Here is a 25,084-nt window from a genome sequence, read left to right as displayed (position 1 = left end):
AGCAGCAGGAACGGGGCAAGTTCCGGCTGCTGCCTGGTGTCATACGAATTATTGACTGTCCAGCATCGCTTTGCGCGACAGGTTGACACGCCCCTGATTGTCGATTTCCGTTACTTTTACCATCACTTCATCGCCGATTTCGACAATGTCCTCGACCTTTCCGACTCGTTCATGCGCGAGCTGGGAAATATGAACGAGGCCGTCCTTGCCTTTAAACAGTTCCACAAATGCACCGAACTTTTCAATCCGCTTCACTTTCCCGAGGTACGTCTGTCCTACCTCTACGTCACGGACGAGATCTTCAATCGTCTTTTTCGCTTTCTCGTTGTCTTCGGCATTCGTGGAGGAGATGTACACACGACCGTCTTGTTCAATGTCAATTTTCACACCCGTATCATCGATGATCTGATTGATCGTTTTTCCGCCCGGGCCAACAACGTCACGAATCTTATCCGGACTGATGTTCATCGTCATGATTTTCGGAGCATAATCACTCAGCTCACTGCGGGAGGAGCCGATAGCCTCCTGCATGTTGTCCAGAATCGTCATACGGCCGTTTTTCGCCTGCGAGAGGGCCTGTTCCAGCACCGCCCGGTCAATGCCTTCGATTTTGATATCCATTTGCAGCGCCGTGACACCTTCGCGGGTTCCGGCAACCTTAAAGTCCATATCTCCGAGGGCATCTTCCATCCCTTGAATATCTGTGAGTACTTCGACATCGTCTTCGTGCTTAACCAGTCCCATCGCTATCCCTGCGACCGGTGCTTTAATCGGAACACCCGCTGCCATCATGGCAAGCGTACTCGCACAAATGGAAGCCTGGGAAGTCGATCCGTTTGATTCGAGTACTTCCGACACGAGACGAATCGTATAAGGAAACTCTTTCTCAGATGGGATGACCTTTTCCAGCGCACGTTCACCGAGAGCTCCGTGCCCGATTTCCCGGCGGCCGGGTCCGCGTATCGGCCCTGTTTCACCCACGCTGAACTGCGGGAAGTTGTAGTGATGCATGAAGCGTTTTGATTCTTCGATTCCGAGACCGTCGAGAATCTGAACATCTCCAAGTGCACCGAGTGTACAAATGCTGAGCGCCTGCGTCTGCCCCCGGGTGAACATGGCAGATCCATGTGTACGAGGAAGCATATCCACCTGTGACTGCAGCGCGCGGATTTCGTCCACACCGCGGCCGTCCGGTCGGATTCCTTTCTTTGTAATCAGTCTGCGCACCACTTCTTTAAACAGTTTGTCGAGGATGTCCTTCACTTCTTTGGAGCGGTCCTGGTCCGCTTCTTCGGATGCATACGCTTCCGCAAATTCATCCATGACCGCTTTCACCGCCGTGTCACGATCCTGCTTGTCGACTACCATAGCAGCTTCCTCGAGCTTGGAGACGGCACTACTGCGCAGTTCCTGTTCCAGCTCAGGATCATCGGTCTTCAGCGCAAATTCCATTTTTGCTTTTCCAACAGCTGCGATTACCTGCTCCTGGAATTCCACCAGCCGCTTGATCTCTTCGTGTCCAAAGAGAATGGCTTCCAGCATAACGTCTTCAGGAACTTCTTCCGCGCCGGCTTCCACCATGTTGATCGCGTCTTTCGTCCCTGCAACGATGAGGTCGATATCACTCTTCTCCATATCATCCGTACTTGGGTTGATCATAAACGCCCCGTCAATGCGTCCTACCGTTACGCCGGCGATCGGTCCACCGAATGGGACATCCGACACACCAAGCGCCAGAGAGGAACCGAGCATAGCGGCCATCTCCGGAGGGCAGTCCTGATCGTTACTCATGACGATGCTGATCACCTGCAGATCATTGCGGAATCCGTCCGGAAAAAGCGGACGGATCGGCCGGTCGATCAGGCGGCTCGTCAGCACGGCATGGTCACTCGGACGCCCTTCTCTTTTAATAAAGCCGCCGGGAATTTTGCCTGCGGCATACAGTCGCTCTTCGTAGTTGACCGTCAACGGGAAAAACGGCAGGTCTTTTGGTTCTTTGGATGCCGTTGCAGCGGAGAGAACTGCTGTATCTCCGTAGCGCACCATCACCGCGCCGTTCGCCTGTTTTGCATATACACCGGTTTCCACGGTCAGTGTTCTGCCGGCCCATTCTGTAGTAAATGTCTGATTGTCGTTACCCATATTTATTGTACCCCTCTCTTCATCTGCATCATCTGCGCAGTATGTAAAACATCGTATCTGTTGGAGTATAGGTTGATGCCCTCGAATCCTTATTCATCATATCAGAAATGATAGGGGAAGAAAAGAATCTCCAGGCGGTTTGAATACAGAAAAAAAGCGGGGGCAGTGCCCCCGCTGTCAGCCTTATCGGCGTAGTCCAAGTTTGTCAACAACTTCACGGTAACGAGTAACGTCCTTCTTACGCAGGTACGTCAGCAGGTTACGACGCTGGCCGACCATCTTCAGAAGTCCTCTTCTGGAGTGGTGATCCTTCTTGTGTGTGCGCAGATGTTCGTTCAGCGTTGTGATTTGTTCTGTCAGGATAGCAACCTGAACCTCTGGGGATCCAGTGTCGTTCTCGTGCGTCTTGAACTGGCTGATCAGCTCATTTTTACGCTCTTGAGTCAAAGCCATCCTATTCACCTCCTGAAAAATTAGTAATCGCCGTCCGCCCAGCAGGCGTTGGTGAATCGCGCTGCCATGCGCCGGTTCGACTTTACTATCATAACGAAAATTCATGACGAGTGCAACCATGAATTTAATCCGCTGCGATGGTTCTCGCTTTCTCCGCATCCGCTTGGATCTGCGCTTTTAACCCTTCCAGAGAATCGAATTTTTTCTCTCCGCGGACCCAGTCGATAAACGATACGGTGACTGCTTTACCGTAAAGATCCTGATCAAAGTCAAACACGTGCACTTCAAGTGTCTGGGGATGGTCTTCGTGGAATGTCGGTTTGGAGCCAATGTTGGCGACCGCGGCGTACTCTTTTCCCTCTGCCATCAGCTTTACGGCGTAGACACCGTCTGCCGGAAGCAGTTTTTTCCGTGGAACCTGCACGTTTGCAGTCGGAAAACCGATTGTACGTCCCCGTTTTTCTCCCTCCACAACGGTCCCTGTGACGGAATGAAGCCGCCCGAGCGCATCGGCGGCCGCCGGCACATTCCCTTCTTCGAGTGCTCTGCGCACCGCCGTTGAGCTGATTTTCTCGCCCTTCTCCTCAAATTTATCCACCGTTGTGGATGTAACTTTTCCACGTGAATGAAAGGAGAACGTTTCCATGGTACCTCTTCCTTTCTGACCGAAGGTGTAGTCAAATCCTGCTGTGACATGGGTGATGGACAAACCAAGAATGAACTGGTCTACAAACTGCTGGGGCGTCAGGGATGCAAAGCGCTCATCGAATCGGACAACATAAAAAAGGTCGACACCCATGTCGCGGCAGAGTGCTTCTTTCTCATGAAGAAGTGTAATGTAACCGGCATCTATACCGCGGAGAACTTCTTTCGGATGGGGATCAAACGTCATAACAGCCGAGTGAACACCGGATTCGCGAGCCTTGTCTATGGCAGTCTGTATCACCTGCTGATGTCCGCGGTGAACGCCGTCGAAAAAACCGAGAGCACAGACGGACGGGTCAAAGCCGCCCTGCTGCACAGGATGCTGCAGATGAAGAGTTTTCATTGATGCTCCTCCTTCTGATCCGCCGTCCGGATCATTTTCTCCGGCTTGATCATGCCCTCCCGTTTTTCATCCCACTTGTACAGGGCAAGAAGGTGCCCCTGTTGATCATAAACAGGGAAATAAGGCTTTGAAAAAAGCCCGCTTCCTTCCGGTGCACGGAGGAGACCTCCGTGAAGAATCTTCTGCCGGGTCTCTTCATCCACCGTCATTCCGTGGAGGTGATCGACCGCTTGTTCCATTGGAAGAAGAAGCTGTTCCGGGTCATCATGCTGCCTCAATGTCTCCAGCCCGACACAGGCATTCGCATCCATCGAACCGCTTCGCGTGCGGATGAGATCCGACATGTGCGCTTCTGTGCTCAGCGCATGACCGAATTGGACACAAAGCGTTCGGATAAACGTCCCTTTGCTGCAGCGGACTCGAAAACGAAATGATGCTGAGGTGTCATGATATGTAACATCCCCCTGACGGGACAATTCATGAATGAAAACTTCGCGCGCCGGCCTGTCGATAACACGGCCTTCCCTTGCATATTCATACAGTTTCTTCCCGTTTATTTTAACGGCGGAATACATAGGAGGAGTCTGCATCAAAGAGCCTGTAAAAGAAGCAAGCAGGTGATCGGCATCTGCATTCGTGAGCTCGGGCACCGGTCCGTGAGCAGTGACCGTACCGGAACTGTCCTCCGTGTCCGTCGCCGTCCCGAATGTCACTTCTCCTTCATAGACTTTGTCCTCCCCTGTCAAATACTCCACCAGTTTCGTAGCACGGTTCAGACATACTAGAAGCACCCCTTCGACATCCGGATCAAGCGTCCCGGTGTGTCCTGCCTTCTTTGTCTGATAGATTCGTCTGACCTGCTGAACTGCGTCAAATGATGTCATTCCTCTCGGCTTCCAGAGCGGAACGATTCCTCCAATATCTTTCATGCTGAACTCCCCTTCCATTCGTCTACCCTACACTTTACCAAAAACTGCGGAACGTGAGAACTATGCTGTCCCGGACCAGTCCCAGTGTTTCTGTTTACCGCGCCGAACAAATAGGCGGAACGGCGCGTGCCGCAGGTTCTTTAAGGGAAGCATGCGACTTTCTGCTTCCCGCGCAGCCGACAAAGCCGCTTTCCCCCAGTATGAAAACTTAGGTTCTCATTCACATGTTGAACAGGCTCAGGACTGCAACCTCGCTGCACGATGATAGATGAAACTCCTATGTTCTATTTTCAATGCAGCTTTAAATAAAAGGCTCTGTTCCTATTCCTTGTTAATATAAGGATCCTTCCCTTCAACTCGGCATGCCTGCCGTGGACGCGCCCCTCCGCCTCGTTCTTGCTTTGCAATAGAAAAGACAGAGATGGTTTCTTTTTCCCATTTTCTATCAAAAAAGCGTAGGGAAAGCGATGTTTCGAGACGCCTGCGGAAAAAGAAATCGTGACGATCATCCCGGGCGAAAGGAAGGGATAGCGGAAGGATTTCTCCGCGGCAAGCGAAGAAAAAGGAGCCGCAGGCGTCCTGTTTATATCAACACCAGCCTTTAACAGAGACACTCATGCAACCTCACTGCACCATGATAGATGAACATAGACTCCTATGTTCTATTTTCAAGGTAGCAAAAAGAAAAACAAAACGAACCCTTCTCAGTAGGGAAGGGCGGCGACGCCAGAGGGATCAAGCGCCGTCCGAACTTCCTCCTCGCAGCGCGAGGAGAGTGGAGGGCAGCGCCCCTTGGCAAGCGTCCGCCTGAAACGGAAGCAAAAATGCCACGGAAATGAACCTCTACCCCAACATTTATCTTAGAACCAAAACTTATACATTTTTATCACATAAAAAAACCGCCGGAAAGCGGGTGCTTCCGGCGGGGGATCGTCAGAGGAGCTGCTGCAGGTCAACCTGCAGCCTCCCAGGATCTATTCGCGCTCACGCATATCGCGGAGCAGTGATTCGATTCTGTTGCCGCGCTCAATACTCTCGTCGAACTCAAAATAGATTTCCGGTGTTTTGCGGAGCTGCACTCTTCTGCCTGCTTCGGTCCGGATAAAGCCTTTCGCTTTTTCCAGTGCCTGCAGCGTTCCCTGCTTTTCCTCTTCTTCTCCATAGACAGTGACAAATACCGTTGCCTGCTGCAGATCACCGGTGATGTCGACATCCGTCACGGTCAGAAAACCAATTCTTGGATCTTTGACTTCGCGCTGGATAATGTCAGAGATTTCTTTTTTTAACTGCTCCGCCACCCGTTTCGCTCTTACGTTGGACATTCTTTTTCCCTCCAGTCTACAGCCATTCCCACTGGACGTTCATCACTTCCAGAAATGGCTCTTGATCCAGGAGCTTCAGTACAGACTGAAGCTCCTTTTCGGCGTGAATGCGGGATCCACTTACAGCTACTGCTACCCACTCAGCACGCTGCCAAACCTGCTGATGGTCGATTTCGGAAAAAGAAACATTAAACCGGCGCCGGATGCGGTCGGCCACACTTTTGACCACTGCACGCTTGTCTTTCAATGACTGGGCATCTGGAAGATGCACGTCGAGCGTCAGCACGCCAATGGTCACCGCTTAATCTCTTCCATCACGTACGCTTCGATCTGATCGCCTTCTCGGATATCGTTGAATTTGCTGAGTGTGATACCACATTCGTAGTTTTTCGCTACTTCTCGGACATCGTCTTTAAAACGTTTTAAGTCGGCAATCTCACCGTCAAAGAGAACAACCCCATCGCGGATAAGACGCGCTTTTCCGTTTCGGACGATTTTTCCGTCCGTTACGTAGGAGCCGGCAATCGAGCCGATGCGGGATACCTTAAATACTTGACGGACTTCTGCTTGACCAATTACTTTTTCCTGATAAATAGGATCCAGCAGTCCTTTCATCGCCGCTTCCACTTCTTCGATCGCTGCGTAAATAACCTGGTGCAGACGAATGTCTACATTTTCAGCATCTGCGGTCCGCTTCGCGTTCACATCCGGACGTACGTTGAAGCCGATAATGATCGCGTTGGATGCAGAAGCGAGAATGATGTCGGATTCGGCAATAGCGCCGACTCCAGTGTGAATGATGTTAACCTTCACGCCTTCCACTTCGATTTTCTCCAGGGAGCTCTTCATCGCTTCGGCGGAACCTTGAACATCCGCTTTAACGATCAGATTAATATCTTTAATATCACCCTGCTGAATCTGGTCGAACAAATCATCCAGCGTCACCGTGGAGTTTTCTTTACGATTGGCCACTTTCTCTTTCATAGCGCGGGTTTCCCCGATAGAACGTGCTTTTTTCTCATCCTGGAAGACTTTGAACTGATCTCCGGCGGACGGTACGCCGTTCAATCCGGTAATTTCAACCGGTTCGGATGGTCCAGCGCTTTTCACGCGTCTGCCTACGTCGTTGACCATCGCACGTACTTTACCGAATGTCGTACCGACGACGACAGGATCTCCCACCTGCAGCGTACCGCCCTGAACGAGCAGCGTTGCTACTGGGCCGCGGCCGCGGTCCAGTTCGGCCTCTACTACGGTACCGTGTGCTTCTTTATCCGGGTTCGCTTTGAGCTCTTCCACTTCAGATACGAGAAGGATCATTTCCAGAAGGTCATCGATCCCTTCCCCTTGTATCGCCGAGACATTGACAAAGATAGTTTCTCCGCCCCATGCTTCCGCGACCAGTCCGTGTTCCGTCAGCTCCTGCATGACACGGTCTGGATTGGAGCCTTCCTTATCAATTTTATTGACAGCAACAATGATTGGTACTTCTGCAGCTTTAGCGTGGTTGATAGCTTCAATCGTCTGCGGCATGACGCCGTCATCCGCTGCAACGACAAGAATCGTGATATCTGTAACCTGAGCACCGCGGGCACGCATGGTCGTAAAGGCCGCGTGGCCGGGAGTATCCAGAAATGTAATTTTCTTGCCGTTTTCTTCAACCTGGTAAGCACCGATGTGCTGGGTGATGCCACCTGCTTCCGCCGCCGTCACCTTCGTATGGCGAATGCTGTCCAGCAGCGTCGTCTTACCATGGTCAACGTGCCCCATGATTGTCACAACCGGGCTGCGCTCCTTCAGGTCCGCTGGATCGTCTTCTTCTTCAATGGTTTCAAACTCTGTTTCATCAACGACGATTTCTTCTTCGGTCGTAATACCAAACTCGACCCCGAGGAGATCGACGGTATCTTTATCCAGCTCCTGATTGATCGTTGCCATCGTGCCGAGTGTCATCAGTTTTTTGATTAATTCTGATGGTTCGCGATGAAACTTGTCTGCAAGTTCACCGACCGTGATCGGCTGCTGGAACGTAATGTGCTCCGGCGCCGGCTTCTGTGACTTCAGCTTCGTATTCTGCGGCTTACGTCCACGCTTGTTTGGTCCTTTTCCGCGTTTCTGACCGCCGCCACGGTTTCCCGGCTTGTTCTGATTCTGTTTCTGCTGCGGCGTGGATTTCTTTTCCTTCACCGAGTTTTTATCGCTGGAACGCTTCGGCGTAGAGGCAACTGTCTTTTCCTCTGTTCCGCCTTCCAGTTTTTTGATTGTGTCCTCTGTAATCACACTCATGTGATTGTTCACTTCTATATTGTGATTCTTCAATTTGTTGATGACTTCTTTGCTGGACATGTTTTTTTCTTTGGCATACTCATAAATACGCATTTTTTTCATATACGTACCTCCTTGATCTATGGTAGACGGAAGTTAAGACTCCCGCTTCTCTTCCTGTTTCCGGTACGCTTCGGCAAAGCCGCTGTCTTCAACTGCCGCTGCCACTCTGCTTTCTTTTCCGAGGGCACGTCCCATTTCTTCTTTCGTCCCCCCTCTGTAGAGGGGCACTTGATAGGAATGACACTTGTTATGAAAGACTTTGCTTGTATTAACACCGGCATCTGACGCGAGAATGACCGCTTTTGCGCGGCGCTTCTGAACGGATGCGATACATTGTTCTTCTCCTGTCTTCAGCGCGCCTGCGCGCTGCATCAGACCGAGAAGCTGTTTCTGTTTCTCATTCATAGTCTGCTCCTCAAATGAATACGGAGCATATCATCATACACAGCATCCGGCACTTCTGCCTTCAGATGTCTGCTGAGCACCCCTTTTTTTCGTGCATCTTCGATTACTTGTTCATCACTCGACACGTAAGCGCCGCGGCCTGACTTTTTGGATGTTGTATCCACCGTGACTTCACCTTCAGGGGAGCGCACAACGCGGATCAGCTCTTTTTTCGGCTTCATTTCCTGCGTCACGACACATCTACGCAGCGGGGTTTTCTTTTTGGACATGAGGGACCCCTCCTGTTACTTAGTACTGATCATCATCATCATCAGAGAGCCATCCGGCTACATCATCGGTCGATGCTGCTTCCGGAGTGGAGAAAGCTTCCAGCTCTTCTGCTTCCTGTTCGTCCAGCAGGCCGAGTTCCTCTGCTTCCGATTCACTCTTTATATCGATTTTCCAGCCTGTCAGCTTAGCAGCAAGACGTGCGTTCTGACCGCGTTTTCCGATCGCGAGCGACAGCTGGTAGTCCGGTACAATCACCTGCGTCATCTTCTCTTCTTCGTTCACCGTCACCTTGAGTACTTTAGATGGGCTGAGAGCATTGGCGACATAGACTTTCGGGTCTTCAGACCAGCGGACAATGTCGATTTTTTCACCTTTCAGTTCATCGACGATCGTCTGCACACGCTGACCGCGTGGCCCTACACAAGAACCAACGGGATCGATTTCTTCATCTTCCGCATGGACCGCAATTTTTGATCTTTCTCCGGCTTCTCTGGAAACGGACATGACATCGACAGTTCCATCGTATATCTCCGGAACTTCAAGTTCAAATAAACGCTTCAGCAGCCCGGGATGTGTCCGGGAAATCATGATTTGAGGCCCTTTGGTGGTCTTTTCCACTTTTGTAATGAAGGCCTTGATCCGGTCATTGTGCTTGTAGGACTCGGTCGGCATCTGCTCATTCAAGGGCATCAATGCTTCCACTTTTCCGAGATCGACGTAGATGAAGCGGTGATCCTGACGCTGGACAATGCCGGTCATGATATCCTCTTCTCTATCAATGAAATCCGAATAAATAATCCCGCGCTCCGCTTCGCGCACACGCTGGGTTACAACCTGCTTGGCTGTCTGAGCTGCGATCCGTCCAAAATCCCTCGGCGTAACTTCGATTTCCACCACGTCATCCACTTCATAGAGTGGATTGATATCGTGCGCTTCCACAAGGGAAATTTCCAGTCTCGCATCGAAAACTTCTTCGACAACCTCTTTTCTGGCGAATACACGGATTTCTCCATTTTCTCTGTCAATGTCGACACGGACGTTCTGAGCGGAGTTGAAGTTCCGCTTATAGCCGGTGATCAAAGCCTGTTCAATAGCTTCCAGAATAATCTCTTTATCAATTCCTTTGTCTTTCTCGATGACGGTCAATGCATCCATAAATTCACTGTTCATGGAGCCTGCGTCCCCCTTTCAGTCATTTCCGGGAATCGGCCGATGCCTAGAATGCAACGGCCAGCCGGGCTTTTGCTACCTGCTGGTAAGGTACTTCGAATGTTTTAAAGCGGCCTTTCATGTTCACTTTTATAAAAAGGATGTCGTGATCGAATGCTTCCAGTACGCCTTCGAATACTTTCATGCCGTCGATGGGGGCATAGGTTGACACGTACACATGACGGCCGACAGCATTTTCAACATCTTTCTGCTTTTTGAGCGGCCGCTCGGCTCCAGGGGAAGACACTTCCAGGTAATACGCCTGTTCTACAGGGTCTTCTGCGTCCAGCTTTTCGCTCAGCTGTTCGCTTACTTTCGTACAGTCATCAAGGTCCACCCCGGTTGGGGAATCGATGAATACACGGAGAAACCAGTGTTTCCCTTCTTTCGTGAATTCAACGTCCACCAGCTCCAGACCCTCTTGTTCCAGGATAGGATGAACCACGTTTTCGACACGTTCCTGTATCGTCATTGTCACCTTTTCCTCCTTTCTGTTCAGCTGTATAGGTGCTTTACCGCAAAAGAAAGAGTGGGAAGCTCCCACTCTTTCGGTCCGGTCGTATCGCGCTGTCTGTCATTATAATACCACAGCGCCGAGTGTGATGCAAACCGGCGCCGGTCTTAGAAGAGCGAGAGCTGATTAGAATCGGGAAGCCCTTCGAGACATCCGTGCTCGTCCAGCTTCTCGATGACACTTTTCGTCACCTTCGTGCGCTCACGCAGGTTTTCTTTCGAGAGGAATTCTCCATCCGCTCGAGCCTTCTCAATCGCAATCGCAGCGTTGGTTCCAACACCGGTGACCGCATTGAACGGCGGCAGAAGCCCTCCGTCTTTCACCTGGAATTCGGTTGCTTTCGATTCGTACAAGTCTACTTTCTGGAAAGCATACCCGCGCTCGCACATTTCCAGCGCCAGTTCCAGCACCGTCACGAGACTTTTTTCTTTCGGCGAAGCGTCCAGCCCTTTGCCATGAATGTCTTCGATCACACTGCGGATCGAAGCTGATCCGCGTACCATGGTATCCAGATCGAAATCATCGGCCCGGACGGTAAAGTACGCCGCATAAAACATGAGCGGTTCATGCACTTTGAAATATGCAATGCGGACAGCCATCAGGACATAGGCCGCTGCGTGGGCTTTCGGGAACATGTACTTGATTTTCAGGCACGAGCCGATGTACCAGTCCGGCACCCCGTGCTTCTTCATTTCGTCGATCCACTCCTGCTCCAGGCCGCGCCCTTTCCTCACAAACTCCATGATTTTGAATGCAAGCGGATGATCGAGCCCTTTATACATCAAGTAGACCATGATGTCATCCCGGCAGCCGATGACGTCTTTCAGCTCACACGTGCCGGCAGCGATCAGATCTGCTGCGTTATTGAGCCACACATCAGCTCCGTGGGAAAGCCCGGAGATCTGGACGAGTTCACTGAACGTGGATGGTTTTGTTTCCTCCAGCATCTGCCGGACGAATCTTGTACCGAACTCCGGAATGCCGTATGTGCCCGTTTTGCACATAATCTGTTCTTCCGTCACTCCTAAAGATTCCGTACCGCTGAACAGCTTAAACACTTCCGGATCATCCACCGGAATCGTTGTCGGATCCATTCCGCTTAAATCCTGGAGCATGCGGATGACGGTCGGGTCATCGTGGCCGAGAATATCAAGCTTCAGCAGGTTGTCATGAATCGAATGGAAGTCAAAGTGCGTTGTTTTCCATTCCGACTCGCGGTCGTCTGCGGGAAACTGAATCGGAGAGAAGTCATAAATGTCCAGATGATCAGGGACGACGATGATGCCGCCCGGGTGCTGACCAGTCGTCCGCTTCACTCCTGTGCAGCCCTGCACGAGCCGGTCGATTTCCGCTCCACGCAGCTGCATTTCTTCATCGTTTTCATATCCGCGCACAAATCCGTATGCTGTCTTCTCAGCGACAGTCCCGATCGTCCCGGCACGATAGACATAATCTTCACCGAACAGTTCTTTCGTATAATTGTGGGCTACCGGCTGGTACTCACCAGAGAAGTTCAAATCGATGTCGGGAACTTTATCGCCTTTGAATCCGAGAAACGTTTCAAAAGGAATGTCATGGCCATCTTTATTGTACGGTGTCCCACATGATTCACAGTCTTTATCGGGAAGATCAAAGCCCGAGCCGACGCTGCCATCGTTAAAGAAGTACGAATGCCGGCATGAAGGGCAGACGTAATGCGGCGGGAGTGGATTGACTTCCGTGATTTCCGTCATCGTCGCTACAAAACTGGAACCGACGGACCCTCGTGATCCGACAAGATATCCGTCGTTCAACGACTTCTTCACGAGCTTTTGTGAAATCAGATAAATAACAGAGAACCCGTTGGAAATAATGGAAGTGAGCTCTTTTTCCAGACGATCGATGACCAGCTGCGGAAGCTCCTCCCCGTAGAGGGATTTCGCCCGGTCGTAGCAGAGCTGACGCATCTCCTCATCTGCACCCTCGATATGAGGCGTATACAGGTCATCGGGAATCGGCTTGATGTGATCGATCCGGTCGGCTACGGCGTTCGTATTATCTACGACGATCTCCGCTGCCTTTTCCTCCGATAGAAATGAGAAGGCCTGCAGCATCTCGTCGGTCGTACGGAAATGTACTTCCGGCAGCCGCTGCCTGTTCAGCGGATTAGCCCCTCCCTGAGAGGCAATAAGAATTTTTCTGTAGATCCAGTCTTCCTTATGGAGATAATGAACATTGCCTGTAGCACAGACGGGTTTGCCGGTCTCTTCACCGAGCTTCACCATTTCTTTGATGATGTCTTTTACAGCAAGCTCATCGCGCAGAATGTCTTTTTCGATCAAGTGCTGGTAGTTGGAAGGCGGCTGCACCTCCAGAAAATCATAAAAAGCAGCTGTTTCTTTCGCTTCCTCCAGACCTTTCTGCATGATAGCATCGAATACTTCCCCATTGTCGCAGGCGGATCCGATCAGCAGACCACCGCGCAGCTTCTCGATCACGGACCTCGGCAGTCTCGGCACGCGGTGGAAATAATCGATATGTGCCTTGGAAATCAGCTCATACAGATGCTTCAATCCTTCTTTGTTCTGAGCGTAAATCGTACAGTGAACAGGGCGCTGCTTTTTGTAATCGTCGGAAGAACCTTGTTCGTTCAGATCCCGATGCACCGTGATTCCTTTTTCCAGGCAGTCCTTGATCATTTTCCACAGAAGATGTCCGGTTGCTTCTGCATCATAAATCGCACGGTGATGACTCACAAGTTCAATATTGAATTTTTTACAGAGCGTATTCAGCCGATGATTTTTGAAATGCGGATACAGAAGCCGTCCAAGTTCCAGCGTATCAATAACCGGGTTATGCGCCTTCTCCAGACCAATACGCTGGTAGCCTGCGTTTAAAAAAGCCATATCAAAACTGGCGTTATGGGCGACGAGCACATCGTCCCCGGACCACTCCTTGAACTGCTGGAGTACCTCTCCCGGTTCAGGCTCTCCCCGCACCATGTCATCTGTGATACCTGTCAGATTTGTAATCGTGGCAGACAGCGGTTCTCCTGGATCGGCGAAAGACTCGAATGAATCGACCACTTCTCCGTTTTGGATTTTCACAGCCGCAAGTTCAATCACTTTGTTATAGACAGCGGAGAGTCCGGTAGTTTCCACATCAAATACAACATACGTGTCTTCTTTCAACGACCGGTCCGAGGCATTATAGGCAATCGGAACGCCATCATCGACTAGGTTCGCTTCCACACCGTAAATCATCTTCATGTCATTTTTTTCTGCAGCTGCATAGGCATCTGGAAACGCCTGGGCTCCGGCGTGATCCGTCAGCGCAATTGCTGTGTGGCCCCAGGCCTTGGCCTGTTTTACGTAATCACCGATGTTGTTCACTGCATCCATCTGGCTCATCGTCGTGTGCAGGTGGAGCTCCACCCGTTTCTTTTCAGCGAGATCTTCTTTCCGTGCGGGCTTCACTTCCCTGACGCTCCGGGCCATCATCGTCAAGTCCTGAATAAAGTTATCAGCCTGTACGTTCCCCTTCACCTTCAGCCAGATTCCCGGTTTCACCGCCTCCATGAGCGGCACATCTTCTTTTTCGTTCGAAAACATTTTAATCAGCATGGAGTCCGTATAGTCGGTGATTTTGAAGGTCAGCAAGGTCCTTCCGCTCCGCAGCTCTCTCGTCTCCGCTTCAAACACATAGCCCTGCAGCACCATGTTTCTTTCTTCTTCCTGTACGGAAGCAATCGTCACCGGACTCTCTTTGATTTCCGCACCGATCGTCACAGCTTTGACTTCTTTCGTTTCTCCGTTCTCATCCTGCTGCTTTTTCTTTTCCATCATCGCTTCGACTACTTTGTTATGATCTTCTTCTTCCGTTTGTTTTTGGAACTGCTGAATATCTTCCGCAGATTCTTTTACGGTAGTCTCGATCCGGTAGGAGGGGAACCCCGTCCGGGCAAGGAGCTGGTGAAGCGGTCCTTCGACACGCCGCTTCAAAATTTCCGCCTCTGCTTCATTCGTGACAGCTATCTGCAGTTTCATGCCGGATAACACCGGTACCTGGGATTCTAGACGCTGAATCAGTCCGTTTGTAAAAGGGCGCAGCCTCTCGACGAAATAAGGCCAGTAACTCTCCAGCCGTTCCTCCGCCAAGTGCTGATTTTCTGTGCGCACATACACGTGCACATCCGCAATGTGCTGCAGCCCCTGTACGAGTCTTGATTCCAGCAGTTCAAACGCAGGAAACGGCAGCACATCCGGCATCATCAAGTGCAGGTGCCATTTCTTCTCTGCCTGATAAATCTCCAGTTTTTCAATCCAGGCATCCGAGGCATAGCTCGTCATAAAATCATCCGGCATCTGCACCTGGGACATCAGCAGGCGGAATCGTTCTTTGCGTTGTTCACGGTCAGTAGTCATGCACGCACCTCTTTTCAAGATGTAGCTCTTTCGATGGAAATCGGAGAAAAGAGACAGCAGCAGCCGAGAATGGCAAAATCCCGCCAGTGGAAGATCTGACGGGATTTCTCACGGGGCTGGATCCAGTAAGGAGCAATCCCTCTGAACCGGCTTTCTGCCAGCTGTTTATTTCCCCGTCAGCTCTGCAACGGCCTCACTGGCTGACAGCTCTCTCACTTCGCCGGTCCGGCGGTTCTTCACTTCGACTATCCCTTCGGCCGCCCGCTTACCGACCTGGATTCTCACTGGTATACCAATCAGGTCGGCATCCTTAAACTTGACTCCGGCTCGCTCCGGACGGTCATCGAACAGCACATCCAGACCAGCCCGGCGGAGCTGTTCGTATATATCTTCTCCAAGCTTGAGTTGTTCCTCCTGTTTCGCATTAATCGCAATCACGTGCACATCAAAAGGAGCAATATCTTCCGGCCATACGATGCCGTTCTCATCGTGATGTTGTTCAATGACTGCCGCGAGGGTTCTCGATACGCCAATCCCGTAGGAACCCATAACGATCGGTGCCGCCCGGCCCTGCTCATTTAAATACGTTGCTCCGAGTGCCTCGCTGTATTTTGTGCCGAGCTTGAACACGTGGCCGACTTCAATCCCCTCTTTAAACCGGATGGTCCCTTTCCCGTCCGGAGAAGGATCCCCTTCCTGAATCGTACGGAAGTCTCCATAGGCAGTAACAGTGAAGTCTCTGCCTGGCTGTACGTGCTGAAAATGGTAGTCCTGCTCATTGGCACCACAGATTCCGTTTACGACAGCTTCTACTGCATGGTCTGCGTGGACGGGCAGGTCACTGGAGATCGACACCGGTCCGGCGAATCCGGGTGGTGTTCCGAGCGCAGCTTTCGTCTGCTCTTCGGACGCCAATTCGACGTGTTCCGCGTGCAGTTCATGTTTTACTTTTATTTCATTCACGTCATGATCCCCGCGGACAAGAATCAATGTCAGCGTTCCATCCACATCAAAAAGCATCGATTTGATACAGCGGGATGCTTCCGTCTGCAAAAACGCCGTGACTTCATCGATGGAGCCTGCTGCCGGTGTATGTACTTTAGCCATTTCTTCCCGTGCTTCGCCGGACTGGCTGTAGACGGTATTCACCGGAGCAATCTCGATATTGGCAGCGAAATCTGATCCATCGGAATAAGCGATCGTATCTTCACCAATGTCGGACAGTACCATAAACTCATGGGTATCCTTTCCACCCATTGCTCCGGAGTCAGCTTTGACCGCGCGGAAATTAAGGTGAAGACGCTGGAAGACGTTGTTGTATGCTTCGTACATCGTCATGTAGGACTGGTCAAGGCCCTCGAAATCACGGTCAAAAGAATAGCAGTCTTTCATTAGGAATTCCCGGCCCCGCAGCACACCGAACCTCGGCCGGCGTTCATCGCGGAATTTCGTCTGAATCTGATACATCATTTTCGGAAGTTCCTTATACGAACGCACCTCATCCCGGACCAGGGAGGTAATGACTTCCTCGTGGGTCGGACCCAGGGCAAACTCCCGGCCGTGCCGGTCTTTTAAACGCATCAATTCTTCGCCGTATGCTTCCCAGCGCCCCGATTCCTTCCAGAGCTCCGCAGGCTGGATCGAAGGCATGAACATTTCCTGAGCGCCTGCTTTGTCCATTTCCTCGCGGACAATCTGCTCTACTTTTCTAAGCGCTTTCCAGCCCAGCGGGAGAAAGGAATAGACGCCGGCAGCGTTCTGTCTCATCATACCGGCTCTCAGCATCAGCTGATGGCTGATAATGTCTGCTCCGCTCGGTGTGTCACGGAGGGTTGGTACAAAAAAAGTTGATTGTTTCAACGTCAAGCCACCTCGTTTTTCCGGTGCCCGCCGTTCGACGGACACCGTCTATTATCAATCATGGTTTCCTGTTTATTCATATGCTACATAAAGAGACGATTAATGTCATTCCAGGTTACAGCGATCACTAAAAGCATCAGCAGTGCAAAGCCGACGAGATGGACCATGCCCTCTTTCTGCGGATCCACCGGCTTTCCGCGAACCGCTTCGAGACCAATGAAGAGGAGGCGTCCTCCATCCAGAGCCGGCAGCGGCAGCAGGTTGATGATACCGAGATTAACACTCAGGATCGCTGCCCATTGAAACAGCATCAGAAGTCCCATTGCAGCAACTTCGCCCGTATAGTCATAAATTCCGACCGGGCCGGCAAGCGCATCGAGACTGAACTGCCCTGTTACGAGCATACCGAGAGCTTCCAGAATCAGCGTCGTATACTGATAGGTTTCGGTGAACCCAAAAGCCAGCGCGCCGGTTATCGAACGTTCTGTCGGCGCCATTACTCCGATAACACCGATGTTATCCGCTTCCGGTATCTCCCGTTCATCGGCAGTCATTTCTGCCTCGAACGTCTCACCGCCACGGTCGACTTCCAGTGCCACTTCCTCGTTTGGAAGCTGCTGGATAATGGAAGTCATGTCTTCCCAGGTAGTGACGGACTCGCCGTTGATTTCTGTAATCCGGTCTCCAGGCTCCAGACCAGCTTCCACGGCGGGCCCATCGTCTGCCACGTCACCGACGAGCGATTCATTGACCGGGAGGCCGGCCACCGCAGCGTAGAGAATCAGCACGACGACAGCAAGCGCAAAATTCATCGCAGGACCAGCGAAGATAGCCAGCGCCCGCTGCCCGACGGTCTTGGATGAAAACTGACGGTCCTTCGGTGCAATCTGTGTCGCTTTCTCATCGTAGACGTACACCGCCTGCCGGTCCAGTTCGTAGGTTACCAGCTCTTCATCGACGTTGAATCCTTTAATGAAAAGTTCATCTTCCATGTCAATTCTTTCGACCTGAAGGACATGGCAGTCCGGGTACTTCGATTTGTTGTTAATAATCAGTTTCTCGACTTTCTCGTCGTCATTAAAAATAAGACCGACTTCATAGCCGGGCTTGATCTGTACAAGTTCCGGATCTTCCCCGGCCATCCGGACGAATCCCCCCAGCGGGAGTGCGCGGATGGTGTACGTCGTTTCGTTGCGGTCAAAGCTGAATATTTTCGGCCCGAACCCAATCGCAAACTCCCGGCAGAGGATGCCGGCCCGTTTGGCGAAAATAAGGTGTCCCCACTCGTGTATAAAAACCAGCAGACCGAAAATGACGATGACAGCTAATAGTGTTCCCATGTATGTTACCCACCTTTTCCATACGTGAGGCCATCAGGCGTAAGTACGGATGATTTCTTCCCGTATCTCCTGATCCACGCTCTGAATGTCTTCCAGCGATGGTTCAGAGATCACGTTGTGCCTTTCCAGCGCACGTTCGACAACGCGGTCAATATCAAGAAAGGTCATTTTATTATCGAGAAACAGCGCTACCGCCTGTTCATTTGCAGCATTAAGCACGGCTGTAGCTGAACCTCCGGTACGGCCTGCATCAATCGCCAGCTGAAGAGCACGGAATCGTTCGTAGTCCATCGGCTGAAAGTGCAGAGCGCCTACCTCCCATAATTTTAACCTCTCTGACCCGGAGACCGCAAGCCGGGAAGGCTCCGTAAGCGCATATTGAATCGGCACCCGCATATCCGGTGTCCCGAGATGGGCCAGCACACTGCCGTCGACGTATTCGACCATAGAGTGGATAATGCTCTCCTTGTGAAGAATCACATCGATATTATCATACGGCTGATCGAACAGCCAGTGGGCTTCAATCACTTCCAGACCTTTGTTCATCATCGTGGCTGAATCTATCGTGATTTTAGCACCCATGCTCCAGTTCGGATGATTGAGTGCCTCTTCCACTTTCACTCCTTCCAGCTCCTTCCTTGTGCGGTCGCGGAAACTGCCGCCAGAAGCAGTGAGAATCAGCTTGGATACATCTTTTTTCTCGCCGTGGAGGCATTGTGCAATGGCAGAGTGTTCACTATCGACCGGTGCCAGACGTACCCCGGTTTTTTTCTGTGCAGCCATGACTAGATGACCTGCGGTAACAAGCGTTTCTTTGTTGGCAATGGCAATATCAATGCCTTTTTCGATCGCCTTCAGCGTCGGCCCCAGTCCGACACTTCCCATGACCGCGTTAACGAGAACGTCACCGGGTTTTCCGGCTTCGGCACACGCATGAAGTCCATCGGAACCGACCGTGATCTCCGGCTTATAGCGCAGCCGCTGACGCAGTTCCTGTGCTGTAGGCTCATCAAAGCACGCGATAAGGGACGGTCTGAACTCCTCCGCTGCAGCTGCTCCTTTATCGAGGTTGGACCCGAAGGCCATGGATACGAGCTCAAAATGCTCCGGATGCGAGCGGATGACATCCAGCGTCTGTTCACCGATCGAACCAGTCGCCCCCAGCAAATGTATCTGTCTTTTCATGCTATTCCTCCTGTATGCTGCTGTTCTTCAAAGTTGGTACTCCGGGATTTCTCACGGATCGCGTATGGTACAGCTTGTTCACAGTATCGGCGTTTCTGCCCTCCATCAAGAGGGCCCCACGCGGACCTTCTTCCCTTCCACGGAATGCCTCCAGCCTGACCCGGTCCTTTTTAGTCGCGATGCCCGCAGGTTTCGCTTCCTGCAAAGAGAACAAGTGAAACCAGTTCTCTATCACAGAGCGCCACGTGAAGCCCAGCCGCAGCCGAAGACGGTAGTTTTATACGCTGTCCGGCAGAGCATGCTGGAGCTCTTCTTTATAACAAAGCACCAGAACACGCTGCCGCAAAGGATACCGCGGACGACCATGCATCATCGATACGCATTATAGAAACCCGAAAAGATATAGAATCGGCATCACGAAAATCAAGCTGTCAAACCGGTCCAGAATGCCGCCGTGGCCCGGAAGCACCTGTCCGGAATCTTTCACTGCATAATGCCGTTTAAACGCAGATTCCACAAGGTCTCCAAGCTGTCCTGCTGTACTGACAACGAGAACACACAACGTCAGCACCAGTGCTGAGCCAAAGACCGGGAAAAAGGCTGTGTAAATAAACCCGACGAGGAAAGCAAGCACGATGCCGCCGAGCGATCCTTCGATCGTTTTTTTCGGACTGATCTCCGGCCACAGCTTATGTTTTCCAAGTGTTCTTCCCGCAAAGTAGGCCCCTGTATCTGTTGCCCAGACAAGAAAGAGAACGAGAAAAACAAGCTCCAGTCCATTGTCGAGAAAGCGGGCCTGCATAAAGTAATGAAAGCCGAAGCCGATGTATACAGAGCCGAGCACCATAAATCCTGCTTCATCGAATGTAAACATGTTCTTTGTCAACACGGTTAAAGAGAGCATGACGATGACGAGCAGAAGAAATAGTTCGAGCCGTTCCACCTGCCATAATCCTGCCTCCAGCCAAGCATCCGGCAGAACAAGCAGCAGGACAAATAAAAAACCGATGCCGCCACGCAGCGACAGCGGCTGAATGTGTTTCATTTTCATCAATTCATATATGCCGATCAGCGCCAGCAGAACGACCAAAATGGTGAAAAAAATACCGCCGGCGAACAGCACGGCAAGAAAGCCGCCCCCGGCAATGACGCCGGTTATAATCCGTTGTTTCACAAAACCCCTCCTATACTCCGCCGTAACGGCGCTGCCTCTGCTGGTATGCTTCGATCGCCTCTTTCAAATGTTCCGGTGTGAAATCCGGCCAGAGGACATCGGTAAACCAGAACTCTGAATAGGCGAGCTGCCAGAGCATGAAATTACTCAGGCGCTTCTCTCCACTTGTACGGATCAGTAAATCCGGTTCCCGAAGCCCGTTCGTCATTAAGTAGTCAGAAACGAGCGCTTCCGATACATCCTCTTTCGCTATGACACCTGCTTCCACATCTTCATACATCGCGTGAAAGGCGTCCAGAATCTCGGAACGGCTGCCGTAATTAAGCGCAAAATTTAAAATCATGCCGGTGTTTCCACTCGTTTCATGAACGGCTCTATGCACAGCATCCTGAGTATACTGCGGGAGTTTATGTACATCACCAGTGATGCGGACGATCACGTTATCTTCCATCATCTTCGGCAGTTCCACACTTAAAAACCGCTCTGGCAGACGCATCAGGAAATCCACTTCCGTGCGTGGCCGCTTCCAATTTTCCGTGGAGAAAGCGTAGAGCGTCATCGTCTTCACGCCCAGCCGGCTCCCGGCCTGGACGATGGAACGAATCACACTCATGCCTTCGCGGTGTCCTGCCACTCTCGGCATGCCGCGCTGCTTTGCCCAACGGCCGTTTCCATCCATAATTATAGCAATATGGTCAGGCACCTTTTCCTCTAAAAGCGATGCCTCATCTGCTTCATCCAGTCCTTTTCGCTTTTTGATCAGTTTATTCAGCATATCTATATCCCCCAAATTGCTTCGACTTCATTCGCCCGCTCTTATTCTACCATGTTTACCGGAATTGGATAACATAGAAAACTGAATTTCCTTCTGATCATTCATAGAGACCCTCTGCCGAAAGAAACGACTTCTGCAGCTTCCCCCGCTCCTTTTGCTGCGGATCCACCAGAGCACTGTGCTCTTCGAGGGAGCCGTTCTTCGGCCCGCGGAGCCGATGCCGCTCTGCAGCGGTCACCGCGTGCCTCTTGCTGACGAGGCATCGGCTGCATCCATCCCCGATCCAGGACATCAGCTGCAAGCCTGTGCCATGAAAAATCCGCCAGAAGCAGGACACTTCTGACGGATGGGTAAACCACGTACAGCCGTTATGCCGGCTGAAGAGAACCTGCATGGAGTCCATGCCTTTTTCTGGTCCCCGCTTTAGACTTCTTTTACTTCTGCTTCTTTATTCTTTGCATATTCGTCGATGGTGGAGATCGAGCTGTCCGTCAGCTTCTGGATTTCTTCCTGGTTCCGCTTCAGGTCATCTTCAGTCAGCTCATTGTTCTTCTGCATTTTTTTCAGTTCATCGTTCGCTTCTCGACGAACGTTACGGACCGCTACTTTTGCTTCTTCCGCATATCTGCCGATAATCTTGATGAGCTCTGCCCGGCGCTCATTTGTCAGTGCAGGAATCGAAATCCGGATGACGTTACCGTCGTTGTTCGGGGAGAGACCGAGATCTGCTTTCTGGATCCCTTTCTCAATATTCTGCATTGCCGACTTATCGAAAGGCGTTACCATCAGTGTCCGGCCTTCCGGTACGGAAACACTAGCCAGCTGATTCAGCGGCGTCAGGGCTCCGTAGTACTCCACCTGAACCCGGTCCAGCAGGGACGGGTTCGCGCGTCCGGCACGGATGGTGGATAGTTCTCTAGTGAAAGCATCAATGGATTTGTTCATTTTTTCTTTTGCATCTGCAAACACGGCTTTTGACATTAGGACTGCCCCCTTATAATCGTTCCAATCTCTTCGCCCGCAACTGCTCTGCGGATATTTCCTTTCTCTGCAATCGAGAATACCAGAAGTGGAATATTGTTGTCCATACAGAGCGATGATGCTGTCGAATCCATGACGGCGAGACCATCTTTTAAAATGTCCAGATACGTCAGTTCTTCGTATTTTTTGGCATTCTCATTCGTAGACGGGTCGGCGTCATACACGCCGTCAACGTTATTCTTCGCCATTAAGATGACATCTGCTTCAATTTCAGCAGCTCTCAGCGCAGCGGTTGTATCGGTGGAAAAGTACGGGTTTCCTGTTCCCGCAGCAAAGATAACAACGCGCTTTTTCTCCAGATGACGAATCGCTCTTCGCCGGATATAAGGCTCTGCCACCTGACGCATTTCAATCGATGTCTGCACGCGGGTCTGTACGCCGGTATTTTCAAGGCTGTCCTGCAGGGCGAGCGAGTTCATGACCGTTGCAAGCATGCCCATGTAATCGGCTGTGGCACGGTCCATCCCTTTGGCGCTGCCGGCCATGCCTCTCCAGATGTTTCCGCCGCCGACAATGATGGCTACTTCCACACCCATTTCATGAAGTTCTTTCACCTGATCGGCGATTGACTGTATCATGTCAGGATCAATGCCGTACCCCTGCTCACCTGCAAGTGCTTCCCCACTCAGCTTCAGTACAATTCGTTTGTAGGCTGCACGCTCCATAGTCCCCTCCATCAGCAAACTTTCATCTGCGTTTATTCAATACCTTTCATCACATCAGCGGGACGCTGAGCATGCTGCTTCTCGTGAAGACCGTCGTCTCGGCGCCTCCACTGTCAGCAGTGTTCATCCATCGAGCGCCCGGCTTCCTAATCGCTCTCAAGGCCGTCTCAATACCTTGATGAGACGGCCTCTGCGACTAATTACTTTTTCACTTGAGACATAACTTCTTCTGCGAAGTTGTCTTCTTTCTTTTCCATGCCTTCGCCGACTTCATAACGATAGAAGGTCTTCACGGAACCGCCCTGTGCTTTCACATAGTCAGCAACCTTCTGATCGCCGTCTTTGACGAAAGCCTGTTCGTTCAGGCAGATTTCTTCAAAGTACTTGCTCAGGCGGCCTTCTACCATCTTTTCGACGATGTTCTCCGGCTTGCCTTCGTTCATCGCCTGCTGCTTCAATACTTCGCGCTCACGGTCAATCTCTTCTTCCGAGACAGCATCGCGGCTGACGTACTTCGGATTGATGGCAGCGACGTGCATCGCGATGTCTTTCGCTGTCTGCTCATCCGCACCGTCAAGCACTGCGAGAACGCCGATGCGTCCACCCATGTGGATGTAGGCGCCGAGCTTCTCGTTATCAGCAGCATCGACAATTTCGAAACGACGCAGAGAAATTTTCTCTCCGATTGTTGCGATCTGGGAGTTGATATAATCCTGCAGCGTAGCTTCTTCTCCTGCAAATTCCTGCGCCAGCGCTTCGTCTACATCTGCAGGCTGATTGGTGAGCACGTGCTTGGCGAGGGTATCAACCATCGTGATGAAATTTTCGTTTTTCGCAACGAAGTCGGTTTCCGCATTGATTTCCACGATGACCGCACGGCTGCCGTCCTGCACGATGTGCGCAAGTCCTTCAGCTGCAACACGGTCGGCTTTTTTCGCTGCTTTGGAAATACCTTTCTCACGAAGAAAGTCAACTGCTTTTTCCATATCTCCGTCTGTTTCGTTTAGTGCTTTTTTGCAGTCCATCATTCCCGCGCCTGTTTTCTCGCGAAGTTCCTTTACCATTCCTGCTGTAATAGCCATTGTTTTATTCCTCCTTTAATAGTTCCACATGCCTGAGCTGTGCTTCTTTAAAAAAAGGGTGATAAAGGGTCAGCCCCTCTATCACCCTTTGAATCGTTACGCTGTAGTTTCTTCACCCTGGTTGGCTTCGATGATTGCATCAGCCATCTTGGCAGTTAGAAGTCGTACTGCTCGGATCGCGTCATCGTTACCTGGGATGACGTAATCAATTTCATCCGGGTCACAGTTTGTATCGACAATTCCTACGATAGGAATTTCAAGCTTGTGTGCCTCTGCAACTGCGATTCGCTCTTTACGAGGATCGATGATGAACAGGGCATCCGGAAGCTTGTCCATTTCCTTGATACCACCAAGGAACTTTTCAAGTCTTTCCATTTCTTTTCTAAGAAGAACAACTTCTTTTTTCGGAAGGACATCAAATGTGCCGTCTTCCTCCATCTGCTCAAGCTGCTTCAGACGAGCGATACGCTTGCGGATGGTTTCAAAGTTTGTAAGCGTTCCGCCGAGCCAGCGCTGGTTGATGTAGTACATCCCTGCGCGCTCCGCTTCTTCTGCTACAGAGTCCTGCGCCTGCTTTTTCGTACCAACGAAAAGAACAGTGCCGCCCTGTGCCGCGAGGTCGCGGACAAAGTTGAACGCCTCGTCTACTTTCTTGACCGTCTTCTGCAGGTCAATAATGTAAATACCGTTTCTTTCTGTGAAAATGTAGCGATCCATTTTCGGGTTCCAGCGTCGAGTCTGGTGACCGAAATGCACCCCAGCTTCAAGAAGCTGTTTCATGGAAATCACTGCCATTTCCTCCACCTCCTGTTTTGGTTTTTTATCCTCCGGTCCGTTCATTCAGGCGAAAGACCCGCTTGGGCACCCTTTCTTCTGTCCGGAACCGTGTGTGCTTTAACACCATCATGAAATATACCATAGAGCGGGCATCTTCTGCAA

22 protein-coding genes are annotated in these 25,084 nt (G+C 51.3%); all 22 read right to left on the bottom strand.

Going from position 1 to position 25,084, the window contains the following annotated elements; all coding sequences use genetic code 11:
* Positions 1-48: 48 nt before the first annotated feature.
* The 22 genes from pnp to rpsB all read right to left on the bottom strand — a co-directional run bounded on the left by pnp (position 49) and on the right by rpsB (position 24,940).
* Entirely contained in the window at positions 49-2,142 is a 2,094-nt protein-coding gene (pnp, locus tag G477_RS0100780) for a polyribonucleotide nucleotidyltransferase (RefSeq protein ID WP_026696311.1), read from the bottom strand.
* A gap of 183 nt (positions 2,143-2,325) precedes the next feature.
* On the bottom strand, positions 2,326-2,595 hold the full coding sequence (gene rpsO / locus G477_RS0100775; protein ID WP_026696310.1) for a 30S ribosomal protein S15: 270 nt from the start codon (positions 2,593-2,595) through the stop codon (positions 2,326-2,328).
* A gap of 124 nt (positions 2,596-2,719) precedes the next feature.
* The gene (locus G477_RS0100770; RefSeq protein ID WP_026696309.1) at positions 2,720-3,643 is read right to left on the bottom strand and encodes a bifunctional riboflavin kinase/FAD synthetase; all 924 of its coding nucleotides are present in this window, start codon (positions 3,641-3,643) and stop codon (positions 2,720-2,722) included.
* Positions 3,640-4,572, bottom strand: a complete 933-nt coding sequence (gene truB / locus G477_RS0100765; RefSeq protein WP_051287571.1) for a tRNA pseudouridine(55) synthase TruB — start codon at positions 4,570-4,572, stop codon at positions 3,640-3,642. The genes G477_RS0100770 and truB overlap by 4 nt, the downstream gene beginning before the upstream one ends.
* Positions 4,573-5,546: 974 nt before the next feature.
* The gene (gene rbfA / locus G477_RS0100755) at positions 5,547-5,894 is read right to left on the bottom strand and encodes a 30S ribosome-binding factor RbfA (protein ID WP_026696306.1); all 348 of its coding nucleotides are present in this window, start codon (positions 5,892-5,894) and stop codon (positions 5,547-5,549) included.
* A gap of 16 nt (positions 5,895-5,910) precedes the next feature.
* A complete protein-coding gene (locus G477_RS0100750) occupies positions 5,911-6,192 on the bottom strand; it encodes a DUF503 domain-containing protein (RefSeq protein ID WP_026696305.1) in 282 nt (93 codons plus the stop codon).
* Positions 6,189-8,282, bottom strand: a complete 2,094-nt coding sequence (gene infB, locus G477_RS0100745) for a translation initiation factor IF-2 (protein ID WP_026696304.1) — start codon at positions 8,280-8,282, stop codon at positions 6,189-6,191. Before infB ends, G477_RS0100750 begins: the two co-directional genes overlap by 4 nt.
* A gap of 33 nt (positions 8,283-8,315) precedes the next feature.
* A complete protein-coding gene (locus tag G477_RS0100740; RefSeq protein ID WP_026696303.1) occupies positions 8,316-8,627 on the bottom strand; it encodes a L7Ae/L30e/S12e/Gadd45 family ribosomal protein in 312 nt (103 codons plus the stop codon).
* A complete protein-coding gene (gene rnpM / locus G477_RS0100735; protein WP_026696302.1) occupies positions 8,624-8,896 on the bottom strand; it encodes an RNase P modulator RnpM in 273 nt (90 codons plus the stop codon). Before rnpM ends, G477_RS0100740 begins: the two co-directional genes overlap by 4 nt.
* 19 nt (positions 8,897-8,915) lie before the next feature.
* A complete protein-coding gene (gene nusA / locus G477_RS18300; protein ID WP_035210777.1) occupies positions 8,916-10,067 on the bottom strand; it encodes a transcription termination factor NusA in 1,152 nt (383 codons plus the stop codon).
* A 46-nt stretch (positions 10,068-10,113) separates the two neighbouring features.
* Positions 10,114-10,578 (bottom strand): ribosome maturation factor RimP, encoded by a 465-nt coding sequence (gene rimP, locus G477_RS0100725; RefSeq protein WP_035210775.1) that lies wholly within the window; start codon positions 10,576-10,578, stop codon positions 10,114-10,116.
* A 149-nt stretch (positions 10,579-10,727) separates the two neighbouring features.
* A complete protein-coding gene (locus G477_RS0100720) occupies positions 10,728-15,023 on the bottom strand; it encodes a PolC-type DNA polymerase III (RefSeq protein WP_026696300.1) in 4,296 nt (1,431 codons plus the stop codon).
* Between the two features lie 165 nt (positions 15,024-15,188).
* The gene (locus tag G477_RS0100715) at positions 15,189-16,883 is read right to left on the bottom strand and encodes a proline--tRNA ligase (protein WP_026696299.1); all 1,695 of its coding nucleotides are present in this window, start codon (positions 16,881-16,883) and stop codon (positions 15,189-15,191) included.
* Positions 16,884-16,966: 83 nt separating this feature from the next.
* A complete protein-coding gene (gene rseP / locus G477_RS0100710; protein ID WP_026696298.1) occupies positions 16,967-18,223 on the bottom strand; it encodes an RIP metalloprotease RseP in 1,257 nt (418 codons plus the stop codon).
* Between the two features lie 33 nt (positions 18,224-18,256).
* A complete protein-coding gene (gene dxr, locus G477_RS0100705) occupies positions 18,257-19,408 on the bottom strand; it encodes a 1-deoxy-D-xylulose-5-phosphate reductoisomerase (RefSeq protein WP_026696297.1) in 1,152 nt (383 codons plus the stop codon).
* 382 nt (positions 19,409-19,790) lie between these two features.
* A complete protein-coding gene (locus tag G477_RS0100700) occupies positions 19,791-20,582 on the bottom strand; it encodes a phosphatidate cytidylyltransferase (RefSeq protein ID WP_026696296.1) in 792 nt (263 codons plus the stop codon).
* Between the two features lie 10 nt (positions 20,583-20,592).
* The gene (locus tag G477_RS0100695; protein WP_026696295.1) at positions 20,593-21,357 is read right to left on the bottom strand and encodes an undecaprenyl pyrophosphate synthase; all 765 of its coding nucleotides are present in this window, start codon (positions 21,355-21,357) and stop codon (positions 20,593-20,595) included.
* A gap of 97 nt (positions 21,358-21,454) precedes the next feature.
* Positions 21,455-21,760: a hypothetical protein gene (locus G477_RS0100690; RefSeq protein WP_156897246.1), complete on the bottom strand. Its 306-nt coding sequence runs from the start codon at positions 21,758-21,760 to the stop codon at positions 21,455-21,457.
* A 20-nt stretch (positions 21,761-21,780) separates the two neighbouring features.
* Entirely contained in the window at positions 21,781-22,338 is a 558-nt protein-coding gene (gene frr / locus G477_RS0100685; RefSeq protein WP_026696293.1) for a ribosome recycling factor, read from the bottom strand.
* Entirely contained in the window at positions 22,338-23,063 is a 726-nt protein-coding gene (pyrH, locus tag G477_RS0100680) for a UMP kinase (protein ID WP_026696292.1), read from the bottom strand. Before pyrH ends, frr begins: the two co-directional genes overlap by 1 nt.
* Before the next feature lie 200 nt (positions 23,064-23,263).
* Positions 23,264-24,145, bottom strand: a complete 882-nt coding sequence (tsf, locus tag G477_RS0100675; protein WP_026696291.1) for a translation elongation factor Ts — start codon at positions 24,143-24,145, stop codon at positions 23,264-23,266.
* A gap of 96 nt (positions 24,146-24,241) precedes the next feature.
* Positions 24,242-24,940 (bottom strand): 30S ribosomal protein S2, encoded by a 699-nt coding sequence (rpsB, locus tag G477_RS0100670; protein WP_026696290.1) that lies wholly within the window; start codon positions 24,938-24,940, stop codon positions 24,242-24,244.
* Between the last annotated feature and the right edge of the window lie 144 nt (positions 24,941-25,084).

The organism is Alkalicoccus chagannorensis DSM 18086 (assembly GCF_000429725.1).
Classification (GTDB): Bacteria; Bacillota; Bacilli; order Bacillales; family Salisediminibacteriaceae; genus Alkalicoccus; species Alkalicoccus chagannorensis.
This window is presented reverse-complemented; position numbering and strand designations above follow the sequence as displayed.